This window comes from Bacterioplanoides sp. (assembly GCF_965226395.1).
Classification (GTDB): Bacteria; Pseudomonadota; Gammaproteobacteria; order Pseudomonadales; family Oceanobacteraceae; genus Bacterioplanoides.
Genome location: NZ_OZ245358.1, coordinates 2,600,341 through 2,619,223, shown reverse-complemented (window position 1 = coordinate 2,619,223; position 18,883 = coordinate 2,600,341). Strand labels below are relative to the sequence as shown.

Annotated in this window: 7 protein-coding genes; all 7 read right to left on the bottom strand. The window is 52.7% G+C overall.

Annotated features, from left to right (window positions below):
• Positions 1-107: 107 nt before the first annotated feature.
• Positions 108-1,475: a sigma 54-interacting transcriptional regulator gene (locus ACO05E_RS12100; protein ID WP_419813189.1), complete on the bottom strand. Its 1,368-nt coding sequence runs from the start codon at positions 1,473-1,475 to the stop codon at positions 108-110.
• 266 nt (positions 1,476-1,741) lie between these two features.
• A complete protein-coding gene (locus ACO05E_RS12095) occupies positions 1,742-2,713 on the bottom strand; it encodes a tetratricopeptide repeat protein (RefSeq protein WP_419813188.1) in 972 nt (323 codons plus the stop codon).
• Positions 2,713-6,474, bottom strand: coding sequence for an eCIS core domain-containing protein (locus ACO05E_RS12090; protein ID WP_419813187.1), 3,762 nt, complete (start codon positions 6,472-6,474; stop codon positions 2,713-2,715). Before ACO05E_RS12090 ends, ACO05E_RS12095 begins: the two co-directional genes overlap by 1 nt.
• A gap of 95 nt (positions 6,475-6,569) precedes the next feature.
• Positions 6,570-11,870 (bottom strand): DUF6519 domain-containing protein, encoded by a 5,301-nt coding sequence (locus tag ACO05E_RS12085; protein WP_419813186.1) that lies wholly within the window; start codon positions 11,868-11,870, stop codon positions 6,570-6,572.
• Between the two features lie 25 nt (positions 11,871-11,895).
• Positions 11,896-14,190, bottom strand: coding sequence for a hypothetical protein (locus tag ACO05E_RS12080; RefSeq protein WP_419813185.1), 2,295 nt, complete (start codon positions 14,188-14,190; stop codon positions 11,896-11,898).
• Positions 14,187-17,705 (bottom strand): hypothetical protein, encoded by a 3,519-nt coding sequence (locus ACO05E_RS12075; RefSeq protein ID WP_419813184.1) that lies wholly within the window; start codon positions 17,703-17,705, stop codon positions 14,187-14,189. Before ACO05E_RS12075 ends, ACO05E_RS12080 begins: the two co-directional genes overlap by 4 nt.
• Positions 17,702-18,883 carry a hypothetical protein gene (locus ACO05E_RS12070; protein WP_419813183.1) on the bottom strand — a complete coding sequence of 394 codons (1,182 nt, stop codon included), beginning with the start codon at positions 18,881-18,883 and terminating at the stop codon, positions 17,702-17,704. The genes ACO05E_RS12075 and ACO05E_RS12070 overlap by 4 nt, the downstream gene beginning before the upstream one ends.

Sequence of the window (18,883 nt, the reverse complement as noted above, 5' to 3'; positions counted from 1 at the left end):
TCAATTGCGCGCTATTCTAGCGGTTTCTCATCCGTAGGAACAGGCTGAAACCGCTTCCGTTTGTGATTGCCTGACTCAGGCGGTAAAGCGGACGACCCTGGCTAGCGTCAAATTGAGATGTACGACGCTCTATCAATGTTGTGTTTTTTCAATAAACGGCCTAAGTCCCGGCGCTCTTTGCCAGCAATACGTGCCGCTTGGCTGACATTACCCCGGGTGTGTTGCAGCAAATTGGACAAATAGTCGGCTTCAAACTGATCGATGACCGCTTTTTTAGCATCGGCAAAGGCGGAAAACTCAAACTCATTATGTGTCTTTGCCGGATCAACAATTACCGCATTGTGGTTGCCGACCTGAGGCTCACAACTAATCACTGGCTGGTCACTTAATAAATAAATGCGCTGAACATAGTTCTCCAGTTCGCGTACATTGCCATGCCATGGTTGATGTTGCATTTCTTCCATCATCAGCGGATGAATCACTTTTTCCCCCAAGCGATATTTGTGGTGACACTGGCTGAGAAAATAGCGCGTCAATAACGGAATATCATCCATCCGTTGACGTAAGCTGGGCATATGCAGGTTTAAGGTATTTAACCGGTACAATAAATCCGGGCGGAACTTTTTCTGATCGGCCAAAGCGTGAAGATTTTGATTCGAGGCAGCAATAATACGTACATCGGCCCATTCTTCTTTACCACTCCCCAAAGCACGAAAACTACCATCTTGTAGAAATCGCAATAAGGTTGCCTGCGCTTTTAACGAAAAAGCATCCACCTCATCCAAAAACAAGGTGCCACCGTGAGTGTCTTTCAGCAAACCGGCCTGGGGCGAACGAGCATCAGTATAAGCTCCTCTAGCATGGCCAAATAGCTCATTTTCAATCAAGTGATCCGGTAAAGCACCGCAGTTTAAGGCATTAAAGGGACCTGTATTACGTTTACTATGCTGATGAATGGCTTTTGCTGCCAGCTCTTTACCCGTACCTGTTTCACCTTGAATTAATACGGTTGCATCAGTTTGAGCATAACGCTGAGCAATATTCAGCGTACGACAAAAAACTTCAGAATTCCCCACCATGCCCTCAACAGCACAATCAGCTTTTTCCTCATTAGCGCATACAAATGCCATGCTGCGATGTAAACGCAGGGCTATTTCGTCCAGGCCAGCACTGGCCAGTGAAACCTCAGCAGCCACATGAGTTAACTCGGGTTGCACACGCAATCGTTCTGCCGTCGTTACTAATAAATTAAAAGGCCCGGATTGGCGCATCAATTTAAATGGATAATTATTAATATCTGGTTCAATAAGATGTAATATCTCAATAATATTTTTTGCATTGCCCTTACATCGCTCAAACTGTTTCAGATCACTAATATGAAATTCAAACCCCAATGAATTAATGGTGCGACAAAAATTGGGGAACTCTGGTGATGTTTGATGTCCGTAAATAATTACCGAGCCGCATTCTTCCATTAAAATACTCCATCAATAAACTCCTATCGCTACATACAGAAATCATCGGGCAATAACTATCATCACCAACAACAATCATCGTTACGGCAAGGGCCTATCAGGCTGGTTTTGTGAAGAAGGCTGACAGTACCAGAAGATTTTTACTGAGCAAGCACCCAGTAAATCTGATATTTTCAGGCAAATTATTGATGTGCTTTTTGTTAAAAATGCATCAGGTCATAAACCGATAAAAACTACGCAATTTATGCCTTTTCCGAATATTGGGTCTAATGAATATTAAGTAGCTGTTTGCTCATTTTCGCCTTGGTACTGTATTCATCCTGGCGCGCAATAATTTTATTAAATAATACTTCCGACTGAGACGGGTTTTCTCCACACTCTTGCAGGCTTACAGCCAGGTAATACAAAACCCGAGAATCTTCCTGAGTCGCAGCCAATTGTTGCAATCGATCTTTCGCTTGCTGCTTGCGCCCCACCGACAATTCCAGCACGGCCAGATCACATTCGATCGCAGTATCTTGTGGGAAAACGCGATGGAGCTGATCCATGGTTGCTAACGCCTGTTCATTCTCTTTACAGGCAATATGTGTCAATGCCAGATGTTTCAGAGCGGTATAGTCGCTGGCATTCAGGTCGAGCGCCTTCAGCAAACACTGTTTGGCAGCGCCGTAGTTTTGCTGCAAAAACAGCGCAACGCCTTTTTGCGCCCAAGCGGGCTGGCAATCCGGCTGCAACTGAAAAATATGCTCAAACACAGGATAGGCTTCGCTGTAACGCTGTTGCGCCACCATGGTGGTCGCCAGTCCCAGTAAATATTCCACATTGTCCGGGGCCAGATTTAACGCCCGGTACCAGGCATATTCAGCATTGGGATAATCCTGAGCCGCAAAACACACCCGCGCAAACTGATGCCAATGATCGGTATTATCCGGCTCCAGTGTAATGGCCTGTTGCAGGTTTTTAACAGCTTCTTTGCCCTGCTGTGTCGCTGCTTGCACCTGCCCCAGATTGGCATAGACGATGGCCAGCTGGTCGTTAATATCAATAGCCTTATGCAAATGATGCAGCGACTGCTCCCAGTTCTGCAGCTGTCCATAAAGAAATCCCAGATTGTTGTGCAGTACGGCATTATCCGGGTCCAGATCCAGTGCCTGCTGGTAGGCCATAACGGCCCCCTGAAAGTCGCCCTGAGTGTGCAACTGCACGCCTTGTTGTAATAACGCTTGTATGGTTTCCATCAGGCAATCCTCGATACCAGCCCGCGCAGCAGACTGTTGGTGTTGATATCAGGCACTTCAAACTCGACATCGTTTAATGAAATATCAAACGGCTGTCCTTCCTGATAATGAATCGGCAAGCTGATACCGAAACGGTAATCCGAGCCAAAGGTGTAAGAAGCAAATTCCCAGCGGTTGTCGTAAACGCCCATGCCCAACGCCCGCACACTGACATAGCCGGAAATATCAAAGGTAAAGCTCGGCTGTGCATGCACCCCGACTCTGGCTTCCAGATCCAGCCCTTGTGTCGGTGTCCACTCGATATGCACACTGGCTTCGGCGGCCCCGGCGACGCCCAGCGAACCACCAATTTCCAGCCCGCCAGTAGCACTGGCACCGGTAATGCCCAAGCCGATACCGGCACGTACCGACAGCCTTAAACCGGCATCGGCCGGAATACTCAGGCTGGCATCGCCGGTAATACGAGTATCCTGCTCCCGATCCGGGTTGTATTCCACACCTAAGCGCAGCTCGTTAATCACCCCAGGGCCGATGCCTGCCTGAGCGCTTAAGCCACCGCCAATTTCGGCGACAATGCCGGGGAATATCGGTGCCTGCACGGCGATATTCAACAAACTCTTATTCAGTTCCCGACGGGCAAAGATCTCTAACTCGTCCGGCAAACCAATTTCACCAGTCACCGTCATCTCGCCATTGGGCGCAAATTTCACTCCGGCTGTGCCTTGCAACCAGGGTGCTAATTGCAGGGTTAATGAGCCGCCACCGTAGACAATCAGCGGATTATCCGGCTCAGCTGTGTCACTTAGTTCACCGGTGGTTTTATCAACACTGCGGTTGGTTACACCGGCTTCGACCCGGCCAGATAACATGCCACGACGATATTCCGCCTGAACTTCAGCGGTGATAGCACCGTCGTTGTAATCAATGGATAATTCCGAATCAATACCCGGAATATCGGGCACTGCGGTGCCAGTCGCCGCAACTTTCCAATCATTCTCCGGTTTCCTCAGGGTAACATTAACACTGCCTGAGCGGATGCCTGGGGTATCACTGTTCAGATTCAGATTTCCTCCAATCAGCAAACCCTCTTCTTCACTGTGCTGAATTGTTAATCCAGCTTCTTCCACACCTGGTATATCAGGGCTGACTCGACCCTCAGCGCTGAATGCCTCTTCTGAAAAACCGACATTGATTTCGGCTGAACGAATACCTTTGACCTTATCCGGGGAATCGATCCCCAACGTGCCAGAGCCACCAAACGCACCTTCCCGGTACCAGATATTAGCCGTAGCACGGTCGAACAATTTACTGTCAAAGTTAAATTCACCTTCGGCAAAGAAACCGTCTCGTTGACGGAAACCCGCAGTAATGGTGCCATCGCCAACCTTATTGACGGCAAGGTCGACACTCCCATCCACACCAAAACCGGTTTCACCACTGTAGGTCAGGCCAATCATACCGTTGTCGATCGTTAGCCCAGGCATATTCAGGCTCAAATTATCAGGCCGGTATTCCGCCCGAAATAGAATATCGCCATCCACCAGTTGTACGGCAATATCAACATTTTTCAGCATCGATAAAGAAGGGGTCAGATTGCCGCTGGCATTGACACCATTTGCACCGATATATACGTCGTTAAACGTTACTGGACTGGCATGGGCAAAATGCACATTTAGCGGGTTTCCAACAACCACATAACCGGAGTGAGGGCCCAGGCCATATATGGGTAAATCGACATCGGCTTCATCCGGTTGCCAGGTATTATTCGCACTCTCCGGCATATCCCAGGTCGCTTGCATGGTACCGATCTGAGTCTGAGGCCGGTTGGTATTATCAACTTCGCTCTCATTATTCAGATGGAAGGAACGGATGCGCATACCCGCGATGCTACGTCGTTGACTGGCAGCCGGATTAAATTCCATAGCATTCGCACGACGCCGAAAGCGATCAATTTCAACACCACCAGGGCCAGAGGCCAACACAAAGCGACGCTCCGAACCTTCCAAAGGTTGTGGAGCAATCCCCCGCAGGGCATCCAAATGGGTTAATTCCTGAATCTGGCTGCGGGTCCACCAGGAAGAATCTCCCTCAGGTACTCGCCCGGCAAAGGTTTGCACGCCACCATCAAACAAAATGTCATGATTTCTCAACCAGGTGCGATAACTGGGAAAAGCAGTGCGTTCAGATGGGGCTAACGAATCGTAATAAGCGCGGGCATCACGACGAATTCGTTGCATGATTTCGCGCCCGGACGTGGTATTGGAGCGTGCATCAAACAGCTCCATATTTTCCACCCGATTACCGGTAGAAGACTCTAGTCCTTCTTCACCAGAAACCTGTAATTCGACAATATGATCTACCTGAAAGCGGGTACGATTACCTTCACGGTTCCAGGTCGGAATTTTCACCAGATCGTTTAAAAAGTCACGCTTACGTGGAGAGTGCTGGGAGCCATCCGCCAGTTGGAAATTAACCGGATGATTCATATCCACTGGCAAACTGATGACACTTCCTTGTTGTTGGTCATCCCCCGAATTATTGCCCGATAATTTTTGTGTAACCAAAGCCTCCGTTGTATTGGCCGACACTGCATTTTTCCAGACACGGATTTGATTGGGTCGTTCCGGCCCACTTCTCGGCCGACGATAAGATTTAATCCGCTTTAACAGACCACGCTGGGAAAGACTGGAATAAATAGGCAAATGCCGTTGTTTAGTGGTTGGGATTTTCAGAATGGATAATTCAGTCAAACGTTGCTGTGCCTGGCTATTTCCACTAGGAGCATCATTTGGATCCAGTGAACGCATTACACGTTGCGCTTGCCCTTGCTGTTGCACTACATGCGTCAGCTCATGCGCCAGCAGCTTTTTGCCCTTCTCGGTTTCTGGTTTAAATTCACCGCTGGCAAAGAAAATATCATAACCAGTCGTAAACGCCCTGGCGTTGATTTCTTGGCACAGCTGATCGGCACTGCTGCCCAAATGCACCCGTACCGCCGAGAAGTCTGCGCCGATTTTTTGCTCCATTTCCTGCCGCACAGCTTCTGGCAATTCGCTACCACGGCCGCGCATCGCCTGAATTTTCTGCTCTGAGGCTTCGCTTAAATCCGGCACGCCCTTGGCCTGCAATAACTGGCTGACGGCGCGCATTAATTTGGCACTGGCGTTTTCCTCTTCCTGCTCACTGCGCTGTAACCTTTGTGCCGTTTCTTCTTCAGCTGCCTGATCTGCCGCCTGACGCATCAACTTGGCCGCAGCCATTTCATCGTCTTGCTGAGCCTGCGCCGTCTGTTCCTCGTCCGATTCAGCAGCCATTCTGCGCAGCGTCTGCGCGGTGGCCTCGTCGTCTTCGCTGGCCTGACGATTCAGTCGTTTGGTTTGCGCAGTTTCTTCTTCATCGCTTGCCATTTGCCGTTGAGTGGTTTCGTCTTGCTCCTGTTGTTCTTGTTGCTGCTGCGCCCGCTGCAACTGACGTTTGACTTCATCCTCGTTGTTCTGGCGTTGACTGGACTCACTGTTGGCCGATGAAATTGCAGGCACGGGCTGATTATTCACCACCTTTTGCGCAACATGATCGGCTTCTTTTTCCAGACTACTGTCAGCAGCGCCTACCGCAATTTTTCGCTGAATCGCATTGGCTGCCAAAATAGTACGCATCAGGCGCTGCTGATGAATATCCTGAGGGTTACGGGCACGCGCGCCGGCAGTCCGGGCGGCTGGACGCCCGGTATTTTCTGAAGCTTTTTTAGCTTTTGAATCCATATCAAAACCCTCGATGCTCAGATCGATATATTGAAATCAGGTTGAGCTGATTTTTAACGCAGTTATGGCAACGTAAGTAGTTTTTCAACGGCCTGTTAAACGGGCGGCCAATTAAGCACCTGCAACTGATTCCCCACGGTGTTATTCGCGACCGGGCTACGGTCAAAATATTCAATCGCTTGCTTCTCCGGCCCTAGGTTGGCACTAATAAAGCAGCTGTTCACAAACAGCTGCAGCGACCGACTGGATGGCGACCTACAAAAGAAGTTTTGAATAAGATTCGACTGATTCGCCATCAACACACTGTCACCGCCGATAAAATTATTACCGCGCACCGTCAGGTTGTTATAGATCTGAGGTAATAAGGTTTTCCCTTCGGCATACGGCGACAGCATCTGCACCTGATACAGGCTGTTGTCGGTAATGGTGGTCATCAGATGGCTGCATGAGTTGTTCAGTGTCTCGACCAGGATTTGTGCCTGCTCTTTATCAGTGATGCTGTCCGCCATGCCGCGCCCCAGCCAACATAACCCGTAGATATTATTGTTAGACAGGGTCAGGTCGATGTCGGTATCGGCAATCCATAATGCCGGGCTGGCAGCAGAATATTTGTCGCCGTCAGTCTCTGTGTCAGTTTCGGCATCGACTTCCGTTGTCATACCGGTGTGTGTTTTAAAATCAGGTGAGAGCAGCTGGCTGTCGGCAATAATGACCCTGGCTTCCGGCGAGTCATCACGGAACGTCAGAGTAAAACCACCACTGCCGCTGCCGTAATGCCGGGATTCCTTATTCCAATGCTGCCACAGCTCGCGTTGCATGGTGCCGGTCAGACTGTAGCTGCCGTCTGGCGCACTGGTAATCGCCGTAGCCACTACATCGCCTTTGCCATATAGCTGTTTGTGCTTCAGCAACTCTCCCTCTGGTGAGAATTCCAGATAGTAACTTTCCACCGGTTTAGCTTCGCCGGCTGCTGAGGTTTGGGCCTTGATTTGAGTACTAGCGACAAAGACATCACCGGCGGCACAGCCAGAAACCAGTATCTTGCCGGTGCGATCCAGGGCCAGATCCGGGCCGCGCTCCTGACCTTCGGCAGAAATATGCTGCTGCCACAGAGGTTTGCCATCGTCGGCCTGCAATACACAGATAAAACGATCCGAGCCGTTAGTGGTTTTATTCAGCTGCTGGGCATTGGCGACCTCCAGCGTATTGATTTCGGCCAGCGCCTGCGCCATCTGTGTACGCAAGGTCTGTCTTTCGGCGTTTTTGATGGCCAGCTGGTTAAGCAAATTCTGCCGGTTCTGTTGTTCCTGAGTAATGTTGGTGGCGAAACCGTGTTGTTCCGCCAATAAACGGCTGAGTGCTTCATTCAGCGCCTGCCGCTGACTGTTTTCCTGAGTCAGTGTGGCTTGCAGCTGGACAAGGCCGCCTCTTGCTTGTTGCAGCTGCTGCCCTATCGGCCCGGCCGCCTGTTGAATCTGACTCCGTTCGCGCTCAATCTCCGCCTCTATGGCTCTGGCAATCACCGTTTCACTATTGCTGCGCGCCTGCTCGCGCACCAGACGGGCACTTTCAGCGTTATTACGCAGTTCGGTTTCGATCAAGCTGGCCTGACGGTTCCAGGTCGTCAGATCCAGCTGCAAACCATCACCAACCCGATCGATCGGGATTCCTATTCCAATATCACGGCCAATATCACGGCCGATATCGTCTATTGGCGAGTCGATTCGTCCTACGCCCGTTGGCCGAGATCCGATCCGGTTGGCAATTTCTTGTGATATCTGGGTTTCCAGTATCTGACTGATACGGCGTTCATCTTGCGCTGCCAATTGCTCTCGTTGCGCTCTTTCCGTGGTGGCGCGCTGGCGAATTTCATTTTCTTTGGCAATGGCCAGGTCGTTAATGCCGGCAAGCTCCAGCTCCATCCTTGAAATAGCACTGTTCTGATTGGCGATATTGTTTTCCAGGGTGACGATGTGACTGTCCAGATCCTGCAGCTGAGTCGCAACACCCGTGTGATCAATACGACTGGTGGCCAGACTGGCTTCCAGCGTGGATAAGCGCTGGTCAATGGCCGTGATTTGCAGATTAAGATCAGTGATATCCTGATCGGTACCGGCAATATCCGCATTCAGTTCCTGCACTCTTGCTCTGAGAGCCGCAATTCTGGCCTTGCGACTGTCGATCTCGGCGGTATCACTGGCCTGATGGATCACCATAGGCGCTAACTCACCAATCGTCAGGCTGCCGCTGAAATACCCGCCCAGCACAATCTGATCTTTAAAGACTTTGAGGCTGCGGCCGCCGTTATTACCCTTGCTTTCTTTGAAGTTTTGCAGCCAGATCAACTCGGCATCAGGCGTTAATTTCAGCAGGAACAGTTGCCGGAATTCACCGCTGGTCTGGGACAATTCAGCGCCCTGATAACGCATCTCCTTCTCAAACTCACCGGTTAAATACAAGTCACCCTTTTCATCCGTGGCCATGGCAAACACCCGGTCGGTGCCGGCACCGCCAAAGGCTTTGGCTTGTTGCACCCCACCATCAACATCCATGCTGATAATAAAATTGTCGGTGCCGCCAACGGTATCCAGCAAGGTCTCGTCTTTGAACTGCAATTCGCCCTGAAAAGAGCCGGTCATAACGATATGCCCGTCCTGGTTAACCAATGCATCATAGATATTGTCGCTGCCACGACTACCCAGTGTACTGACCCAGATGACTTCGCCCGCAGCGCTGACCCGAGCCACAAAAATATCGGCACTGCCCATGGAACCGGACACTTCCTGACCATCGAATTTGGCATCGCCAATGATATGACCACCAACAAACACACTGTCGTCTTTTAACAGCGTCAGAGTCAGACCGGCCGAGCGCACGCCCTGTTCTAATACCCTGATCCAGAGTGGTTTGCCATCGGCCGAGTACTTGGCAACAAAGGCACTGCCGTTGTCGGCACTGGCACGGATAGAATCCGCCCCGAACATTACCCGGCCGGAGAAATGGCCGGTCACAATCCGCTGCATTTGCGAATCGACAATCACAGCGTGTGGCGTCACTGCGGCGGTTTTGTGGCTGCCTAATAAGCGCCACCAGGAGCGTACGGTTTCAATCGCTAACAAAGGCTGCTGGGGCTGGCGCTGTAACGCCTGATCGATCAGACAGTGTTTGATATCGACCTGATTGGCCCGCAATCCCAGAAACGCCTGCGGATCACGCTCCGAGGCCCGGAAATGCACATCGCGCAAAATGCATTCGAGGCCATCGAGTTGCAGTGGCGCATGCAGAGTTACGGTCGAGGCCTGAGTACCAGCGCCGGTGATTTTAATAGTGTCCATCGCCCGCACGGTCAGCTCGTTATCGATGCGATAACTACCGGGCAGCAAACACAGGATAATGCTGCTCTGGCCAGCCAGCGTCTGCAACGCTTGCTGAATATTATCGAACGCTCCCCCTTCGCCGACGGTCACGGCACAACCACTGCCGCGGCCCTGATCCCACAATTGATGCAAATGCTGAATCAGCAGATCAATGGCCTGTTGAATGGTGGCCGCATCACCGCCCTCAAACCCGGTCACCACGCCCTGCCAGTCATCACGTTGCAGGCTGTCGTCGTAAGGCAGCAGCCCGGCATCCGTGTTACACAGCAACGCCGACAGCAACACATTCAACGGCAGTGACTGATCATCGTTTAGTAAGGCAACCAGCGTCTGCTTCAACCGGGCTTTATAGCTGGGCACCCCATAGCTGGTCTGTTCGCACGGCAGCTCATCAAAGTCGAAGCGGATATCGCTGCTTTCCAGCTCTTGCAGCAGCCAGTCCATCGCGTCTTGCAAATTAGTAGGTAAAGTGGCCGACTCAGATTCCAGCACATCCTGCCAACGGTCAGCGACCCGGTTGGGGTTATACCGAATATGAGTGGCATCCAGCTCCGACAATGACGGCGCTGAATACATAGGCGCATAGTCGGCGATGGCAGGCAGCAACTGCAACGAATCCGGATTCAGCTGTAACTGGCCATCGACCATAGTGAGCTGAGCCTGCCCCAGCGTCAGATAATGATGCTGAATGCCAACGGGCAAGCCCTGATTCATCAGAGTAACTTCGGCATTGAGCGTCTCCGGATCGTCGTCATCATCGACTTCACGCACCACAGCGAGCCAGTAATCGCCGGGGACAAATTGATTCGGCCCGGCATCATTGACGTTCAGTTGCAGGCTGAGATTAAACAGCTCCAGATGGCTGGTTAACCACACACTGCCATCCGGCTGCTCGGTCAGTGTGGTATGGCCGTGATTACCCGGGCCGATATCCATGGCCAGAGTCTGCTGGCGATCACGACCCGCGGCTAATGCCCAGCCATCATCGACAAAATCCAGTTGGGCAAAGCCATCCCAGCGGCGCACATAGGTCGGCTTATCACCGGGAAAATTGACATCCGAACGTAACGCAAACACAGGCGCTTCGATGCCTGATTGCAGGTGTCTTCCCAGCAGCTGTTCGCTCTGATCGGTAAAGCCTTCATAAACCCAGTCATTCAGTCCAGAACTGGATACAAACCCGGGCGGTTGATAGTCAAAATGGTATTGTTCAGCGCCGTTTTCCCGCGACCATTTCAGCACCACCTGCACCGGCATACCACTGGCGTTGTAATGCACCTGGTGCACTTCGACCCGGAATAAGAAGTTGCCAACATTGGTGCTTTTGCCGACCTGAGCCACACAAGGATCCAGACTCTGGATGGTTTCATCCCGCACCTGAATATCGATTCTGGCATTGCCAGCCACCGGATTCTGATCGCCATCGGCCGGATCAATACTGAGCGGACACCATTTCAGCTGACACATCACCTGCGAACGACTACAGGTATCTGCTCCCCTTAATGCAATATCCAGTAATTGCGGATCTTCAACACTGGTGACCGAGCGTTCCCAAACATCCAGATACAGATGGTATGTGCCTGGCACCACCTCCGTGCCTGCTGGCAGTGGTAAATCCGCCTGCTGATCGATGGCAAAAGGCGTGTTTTCAATACCCTCTTCAACCACACCATCGCCTGCAGAAACATCGACTGGCCTGAGTTCAGCATAAATGCCATCAACACAGGCCGTGCCCCATTGCAGCTGCCATTGTCCCTGTTCAAAAAATGGCGTTTTATCCGGTCCAGTGGCCGGAGCCTGATTGAGTTCGGTCTCACTAAGCCGGTGTTGCAACAGCCCGCCTGCAGCCGGAATCGTGGTTGCGCCCATAGCCGCAGAGGTGGCCTTCTGCAAACGGCTTTTTAAAATATCGACCAGCTCGTTCCAGTCGGCGTCGGTGATCATCCGACCCTGCTGCTGATAGACACCGGAGTAAGCCTGATCCGGTTGATGACTAAAGCGTGATACTTCCGTTTTCATATCCTTATGACTCCTGCGTTAGCCTTCATTGCGTGAGATCACACAAAGGTAAAGGGGGTTGATTCAAGGCCGGATCGGTAATCAGCACCGGCACTATGCCCATCGGCAGATGATCGGCCAGTTTCGTGATGACCGCCCGGCGTTTCAGGCAGAAAAACCAATCGTGATGGGCACCCATTTCGCCGCCATCTTCGGCACCAAAACAAATACTGTCCGGGCTTGAGGGATGCAGTACACCGCAGCCAATCTCGCCAGTGCGCCCAGCGGCCAGGGCTTCAGCAAAGGTATCGACAAAGAAAAACGGTAAATCGTCGGTGCAATGTGGAAATCTGAGCTGGGGAAACTGATTTTCCAGCGCCTTGAGCGCCGCCGGAATCCGGGAATAGCGAATACAATCATGGGCAGACAAAGGACCAAACTCTTCGCTGGCAAACACACAATCACTGGCTTGCAGGCGCAAATAAGTATCGTCAGCCTCAGCCTGGTTTTTATAAGCATGGATGATGGTGCAGTATTCCAGCCGTGCCAGACCGTGATCGACGGCCAGTTGCTCGAACAAGCAGGATTTAGCCATCAGCACTGGCTCGGGGACGGAGTCAGCCGCAAATTCAGCACCTGACTGACGAGGCGTTTTAACTTCCAGGCGTCGCACGGCCACTTGCTCCAGAATGAGAGGGCCTTTGCTGTTGACCGTCACCGTTAAAGTGCCGATTATCACCAGCTGGCGATAGATATGGCTAAAACCGGCCGGAATCGTCAGCTGCAAATCGCCATCAATCAATTCAGGGTGGCGTTTCAGGCTGTGGTAATAGCCCAGCTCTGCCCCATCCGAGGCAGCCGTAAAGAAAACCGGTGGGCAGTCCGGAGCCAATAAGCCATCGCCCTTGCCATTCAAAGTCGAAGCTATAAACACGGCTTGATCAGGAATTAATGTGTTAAGCAGCGGATCATCTGACTGAGCACTATTAAGCCCAGCAATAATATCCACTGCTAAGGCCGAATAACTGGCCTGAATGGCGGGCAACTCATTCAGAAAGTTGGTAATAGCGCCATTAAAAATACAGTCACTGGCCTGCAAACCATCGCATTGCAGATCGGCCAGCACAGTAGTGCGCCGGCAATCCAGCACGCCATTGATTTGGGCGCTGGCCAATAAACAATCCGACACGCTGGCCACAACCTCATTATTACCCGCCGTGTTCACATCCAAATGTGTGACCTTACTGTGACTCAGATCGAGCCTGCCGATGTTCACCTGCAAGCCCTGGGCGAAGTAAATATGGCCAATCTGATAACGGGATACGGCCCCGGCGATCCCCAGCGAGATGAGCACAGGTTCCAGATCAGCGGGCAGCTGTAATGGCCGGTCAATGGTCAGCGGATGATTGGAAACCGGCTCAATACTCAGTACCACCTCACCTTCCGCTTGCTGCGCCCGGAACTGCAGAAAATCCAGCAGATCGTCAGTGGCCGTCAGCGTTTTCACCGGTAATGGCAGCAAACCATGCTGACTGGGCACATGCACCAATAAACGACGGGGATGATAATGACCGTGCTGCCAGCTGGGATCGCGCAAATCCAGCACCCGGCGACTGGGATCATCAAAGCCGTTGGGATGCGCCGGTGCGCCCTTGCTATTGACCGGCCGCCAGCTGATTTGCTGACCGGCAAATCCCGACGTTTTCGCTGCCGGATTGTCCCGTCCCGAGCGCACTGCCCTGGCTTGCCAGCGGGTGTCGAGCGTTGCTGCGGTTAATCCCGGATGGCGAGCCACCATCAAAGGATAACGGTATAAACCTGCATTGCTCAGCGCTTGCTCCGGATAGTCTGATTCGTCATACCCCAGCAGCAAAGCGCTGGTGATCGGTGCCCCTATCCTCGGTGTGGTCGCCACCCGCTGCCAGCCTTCATGCAATTCCGCCTCGTAACCACCGACCGATTCACTGATCTGTTCGGCCACCACCAAGGTGCCTTTACGCTGGCGCCAGGACACAGCGTTGGTGACTTCATCGCGACGACCGGCGCCGTCCGGCGATAACAGCCGGGCATTCACCAGCTGGGCAAAATACGGCAGCACCCACTCCTGACAAGCCAGCTCATTCGGGTTCTCCGGATTATCGGGAAAACTGTCGGCTAAACGCTGATCCAGAAGCTGGCGAAAGGCATCAAACAAATCGCCAAAGGCCTCCAGATATTGCTTAAAGTCCCCTTCACCACCAGCATGACCAACCGCCTGATCCCGGCTGCGATAGACCTCAGGCAATAACTGATAAAGCTGCTGGCCGCCAGTATCCGGATGGCGGGAATTGGAGTGCGTCATAACTGATACTCCTCAACCGCCACATCGACCACGGAACCCAGCAGCTCATCGATATAAATCACCTGATCCAAGCGAGCACTGATAACGCTGTCCGAATGCTCGACCTCAGTGCTAGCCGGAAAATCAGGCTCACCCAGCGTCACCACCGAATACTCAACACCAGTGATGGCTTCAACCACTTTATAAATTTCACTGCGATACAGCGCCTGCCCCAGACGACGCTGCTTGAGGGCAAAAGCCTCTAATAATGTCCGGCGGGTCAGATCTTTCACTTCAATCGGGTCGTATTCCGCCGATTTAACATGGATGACGGCTTTAATGCTGGCCACCACGGGGGTATACGGCGCTAGTTCGATATCAACATCCGGTTGCGAGTGCGCCTGCAGAAAGCCCAGCAAGGCTTCGGAAAATTCATCCGGTAAAGTCAGAGTGGCGGTCTGAATATCGTCAAATAACAAACCACCAGCAGGCACCACCACCACTTTGACCCGCCCCAGTACGCCTCGACGCGGTGATTTACGCACCGCTTGCGCTTGCCAGACACTGGCCTGAGACTGAGTCAGATTGGAAAAGTCGGCCAGAGACACAGCCCGGTTCAGCGTTAAAGTACTTAACGGCGCATTGCTGCGCAGGTCGGCCAGCTCTTCCATATCATTGCCGCCACGGCTATCGAAAGGCTGGCGAAAGTCATCAATATAGCGATGTGGCTTGGCTAATTTAGTTAATGAACCGCGCAGCAGATTGCCCTGCAACCCATGACCGCTGCGGAAACCAATGCGAACGTTATTATTGCCGGTTGGTAAACGACGACCATTGACACCATCCCCAAACTGGATGTCCAGGAACTTATCTTCCGTCATCCGCAGCTGATAATGGGCATCGGATGGACGTGAATCCCTCAGGGTCGCCACTTGTGTCCAGGTACGGCTACCGACCTGCACCTCAATGTCAGCCCGCACGCCTTTCGGCATGGCTGCATCGGCGACAAAAGCGACATCATCAACTTCCAGCACAAAGCGCTGATTCAGAGCTGCGGCATTGCCGCTGCCCAATACCTTCACTTCCCGGGCCACACCATGCCCGGCACGTACCACATTGGCCGAGATCAGGGTATTACCCAGAGTAAAGCCGAGTTGATCCTCTGCTTGCCCCTCGGTTTGGCCAAAGCCCTCGGGCAAATCACGCAGGGTCAGAGTACGGGTAGTCGGTTCAAATTTATCGACCGTACAAATCAACGGTGCCGTGTAGCGCCCTTGTTGAGCCTTTCCTACTGGTTGTCCCTTTCCTTCTGGTTGCCACTGCTCCAGCATCAATCGCCGCCCGGCTTTCAGAAAAGGGGAAAACCGATCACCGGCTAAGGTCAGGCTGTAGCTGTCAGTATTTGCTGCAAACAATGGTCTGGGGTTCTGATCATATCCCTGCGGGTGCAACATCTCACTGAAGTTGCAATACAGACGCACCATTCGACCATAGCTCTGATCCGCCCTCGCTGCTGTTCCGATGGAGTCTGCCCGACCAAGATTTAACCGGCCAAGCTTTAACCTGCCATCGATTCGAGACGCCATAATATCGGCTGCCAGTTTTTGTAGCCTGACATTCTGTAGTTCAGCCGGGGCACCGATATCTAATTCCAACAAAGCCCTGGCCTTGGCCATAAATTCCCACAATTTGGCCGTTGGAATCTCTGTGCTGGCATTGCTGAGTTCTTCATCCCGGACAAATTCAGCAATGGTTTGTGCCTTCAGCTGCTGAGCATAACGGCTGCCGACGCCCTGAATCGCGTCGAGCGGCAGCTCCAGCAATTTGCCTTGCTCGATATCCGCTAATGTCAGCCGTGAGTACACCGCCTGATCCAGACTCATTTGCAGTGTCTGCAATACACTAAGCAAAGTCGCGCCAGCAGGGTCAGTTATGCTAGTGCGACCAGACATCAATGCGGCAGTTGGTGAAGAGACGGTTGAAGAGACGGTTGAAGATACGGGTAAAGAAGTTGGTAAAGAGGAAGTAGCAAAACGCACCTGGTAAAACCCATCGAAGCTGACGATGGTCTCAACCCGTACAGCCTGTACTGAACCATCGGCAAACGCCGCTACACACCAGTCACCACTAGCCAGATTGGCGGGTTTACCATCAAGCGTTAAATTGGCTGGAGCGACTTCAGCGACCCGGGCCACACTTTGCGATGGTGCCGACAGCACAAATACTTCGGCGATTACTGAGTTTGTTGGAGTAATCGCGATGACATCATCAGCACTACCACTGTCATTCGCCTCAATCACCACCGATATCAAGCCATCACCCAGACTCAGCCATTGCATCTGCCCCAGTGGATCAATCCAGACGGCATGCTCGACATTAGCTGGTAGATATAGCTCTCCGGCCTGATTGCGGCTGATCAACAGTGCCCGGTAAAGCAGATCCTGTTCAGCTGGATATTGAGGGATGCCAGTACTTGTTTCTGCTGCCGTAGTTCTCGTTGCCGTAGTAGTACCTTTTGCCGTAGTACCCGAGGCCATAGCACCCAATGCAATCTGACTGGCATCGGCAGCGCTAATAAGGCCGTAACACCACTGATTGCCTCTGCTCCAGGCCACGACTTCACCGGCTTTCAGACCGTGTTCTTTATCCAGCCGGAGCACACCCTCACCATTCAGGTGTGGCACCAGTATGTCTTTGGCGACGGCCAGACAATGGCAATCGCCTTTGATAAAACTCTGAGAATCTGATTGGGAAGCTGCTGACGCCACAGCATCCAGTTCAACGGCAATCTGCGCCTCCTCGCCAGACTCATTAGCCTTTGCCAGTCGTGCAACACTGGCCACCACAGCAAATTCCGTTGCCTGGTTGTCGCTCACGACCAGAGCATACTGGCCAACCGATAATTTGCTGTCTGCCGGACTCAGCCAGTGTTGGGCCAGATCGATATCCGCAAATGGATCAAACACATCCGGGCAATAATTCCAGTCCTGAGGTCGCAACAGGTTATTGAGTGGATCAACGTCAATGTCTTCCAGATTTTCAAAGATCACAGGGGCACTGCCATCGATGGGCGTATGCTTAAACTGCAGTTCACCCTTGGCAACGGCCCCACCCCGCTCCGGTTTAACATACAGATTTACTGTGGTGGCAGCAGAGGCAGGCGGTGCCGGATGGTAATCCAGCATGGCGGTCATGCGCCGGACATTGTCCCACTGGCTGGCGGTGCCCAGATAATTCTCGTTGGCGTAGGCATTGATATAGGCACCAAGAGTGTGCAGCGAGCGGGCAAATGTACGGGCAATTTCAATCCCCAGATCACGGGTAGTTTCAGCGCTGTAATACTCCTGCATGCGAGCGCTTTGCTCGGCCTGAGTGTCATCATTGGTCTGCTCCAGTTCTGGCCAGCGCACCTCGCTGCGATTAAAGCGCCGGGCCAGACCTTGGCGCAGCAAATCGGCGAATACCACCGCATTGCCATCGACGTATTCCACTTGTTGCAGCCCGGCACGGTTCCAGCGGGTTAAATCGGTTGTCATCCTTTACGCCCTCCGCTCAGTGCCAGCCGGTAGTAGCCACGCTCCAGATTGGCCGGATCGTTATCACAAATGGCGATTTCCAGCTCGTTGAGATCGATATAACCTTCCTCAACACGATTGCCGTATTGCCGCCCTACGCGTTTAAAGCGTTTCAGGCATAAATTCGATACGCCGTCGATTTGCATCAACAGGTGGAACAGGTCACTGGCACGGATGTTTTCCCCGAAGCGGAAGCGGCCGGGCTCAAAGAAGCCGCCGGCCTGATTCGATAGTGCCCGTTCAATATCGCGCCGCACCTCAGAGTGAAAGTAGTTGTCGGCCACCACCACAGTCCATTCCATAACAATACCCACCGGCTGGGCGTCTTCGAGAAAGACCTCCTGACCGACCATGCGATAGGCATCCAGATAGGCTCGCAACAGAGTCCGATGAAATGGTTCAGAGCCCGGAGTAATCGGGGGTAACGGAATGCCGCGCACCTGATGGAAATGCTCAATATCCGCAATCAGGCCGGGATGCAGATTTTCCATCCGGGCATCCAGCCAGGCGTTATTGCGCAGAATCACGGCAACATAAATGGTGCGCCAGGAACCGGTCCAGCGACTGGTTGCTGCCGCCCGCAATACCAGCGGATGCTCTTCCAGCCGCAGGCGATAATCATCAATAGTGACGATGCGCCGCTGCTGATGCACAGATCTGGGCCCGGCCAGGCGGGCAAACTCCATTTTTGAGGGTTGTTTCGCCCATTCTGCTTCCAGCTTTTGTGCTGCAGTTCTGGCATTGACCTGAGCTGGTGGGTCGTCTTCCAGACCCGCTTCACGCACGGCGTCATAGCCGATAAATTGCAGCAAGCGCCGAACCGACTGCGGCCGGCGGGCGGTTTCCAGAAAGGCTTCGCTGACCACCCGATCAAGCATGTCAGAATGAAAATCCAGCTGGGCCGCCAATACCTCGATAATCACCACTTCCAGATCGGCCTGAGTCCAACGCCGACGTTCCGGGAAGCGCGCTGCCAACTCTTCCAGCATAAAGGCGCGATAACCCTCAAACTCGCGGGCGCTCCAGTCAAAGTCGTCGCCGACGTCTGGCAGCGGGCTGGGCAAGGTAATGCTGCGATGACCGCAATCCGGACAACGGCTGTTATCAAACACCAGTTCAGCGGCAGGTAATTGCGCCAT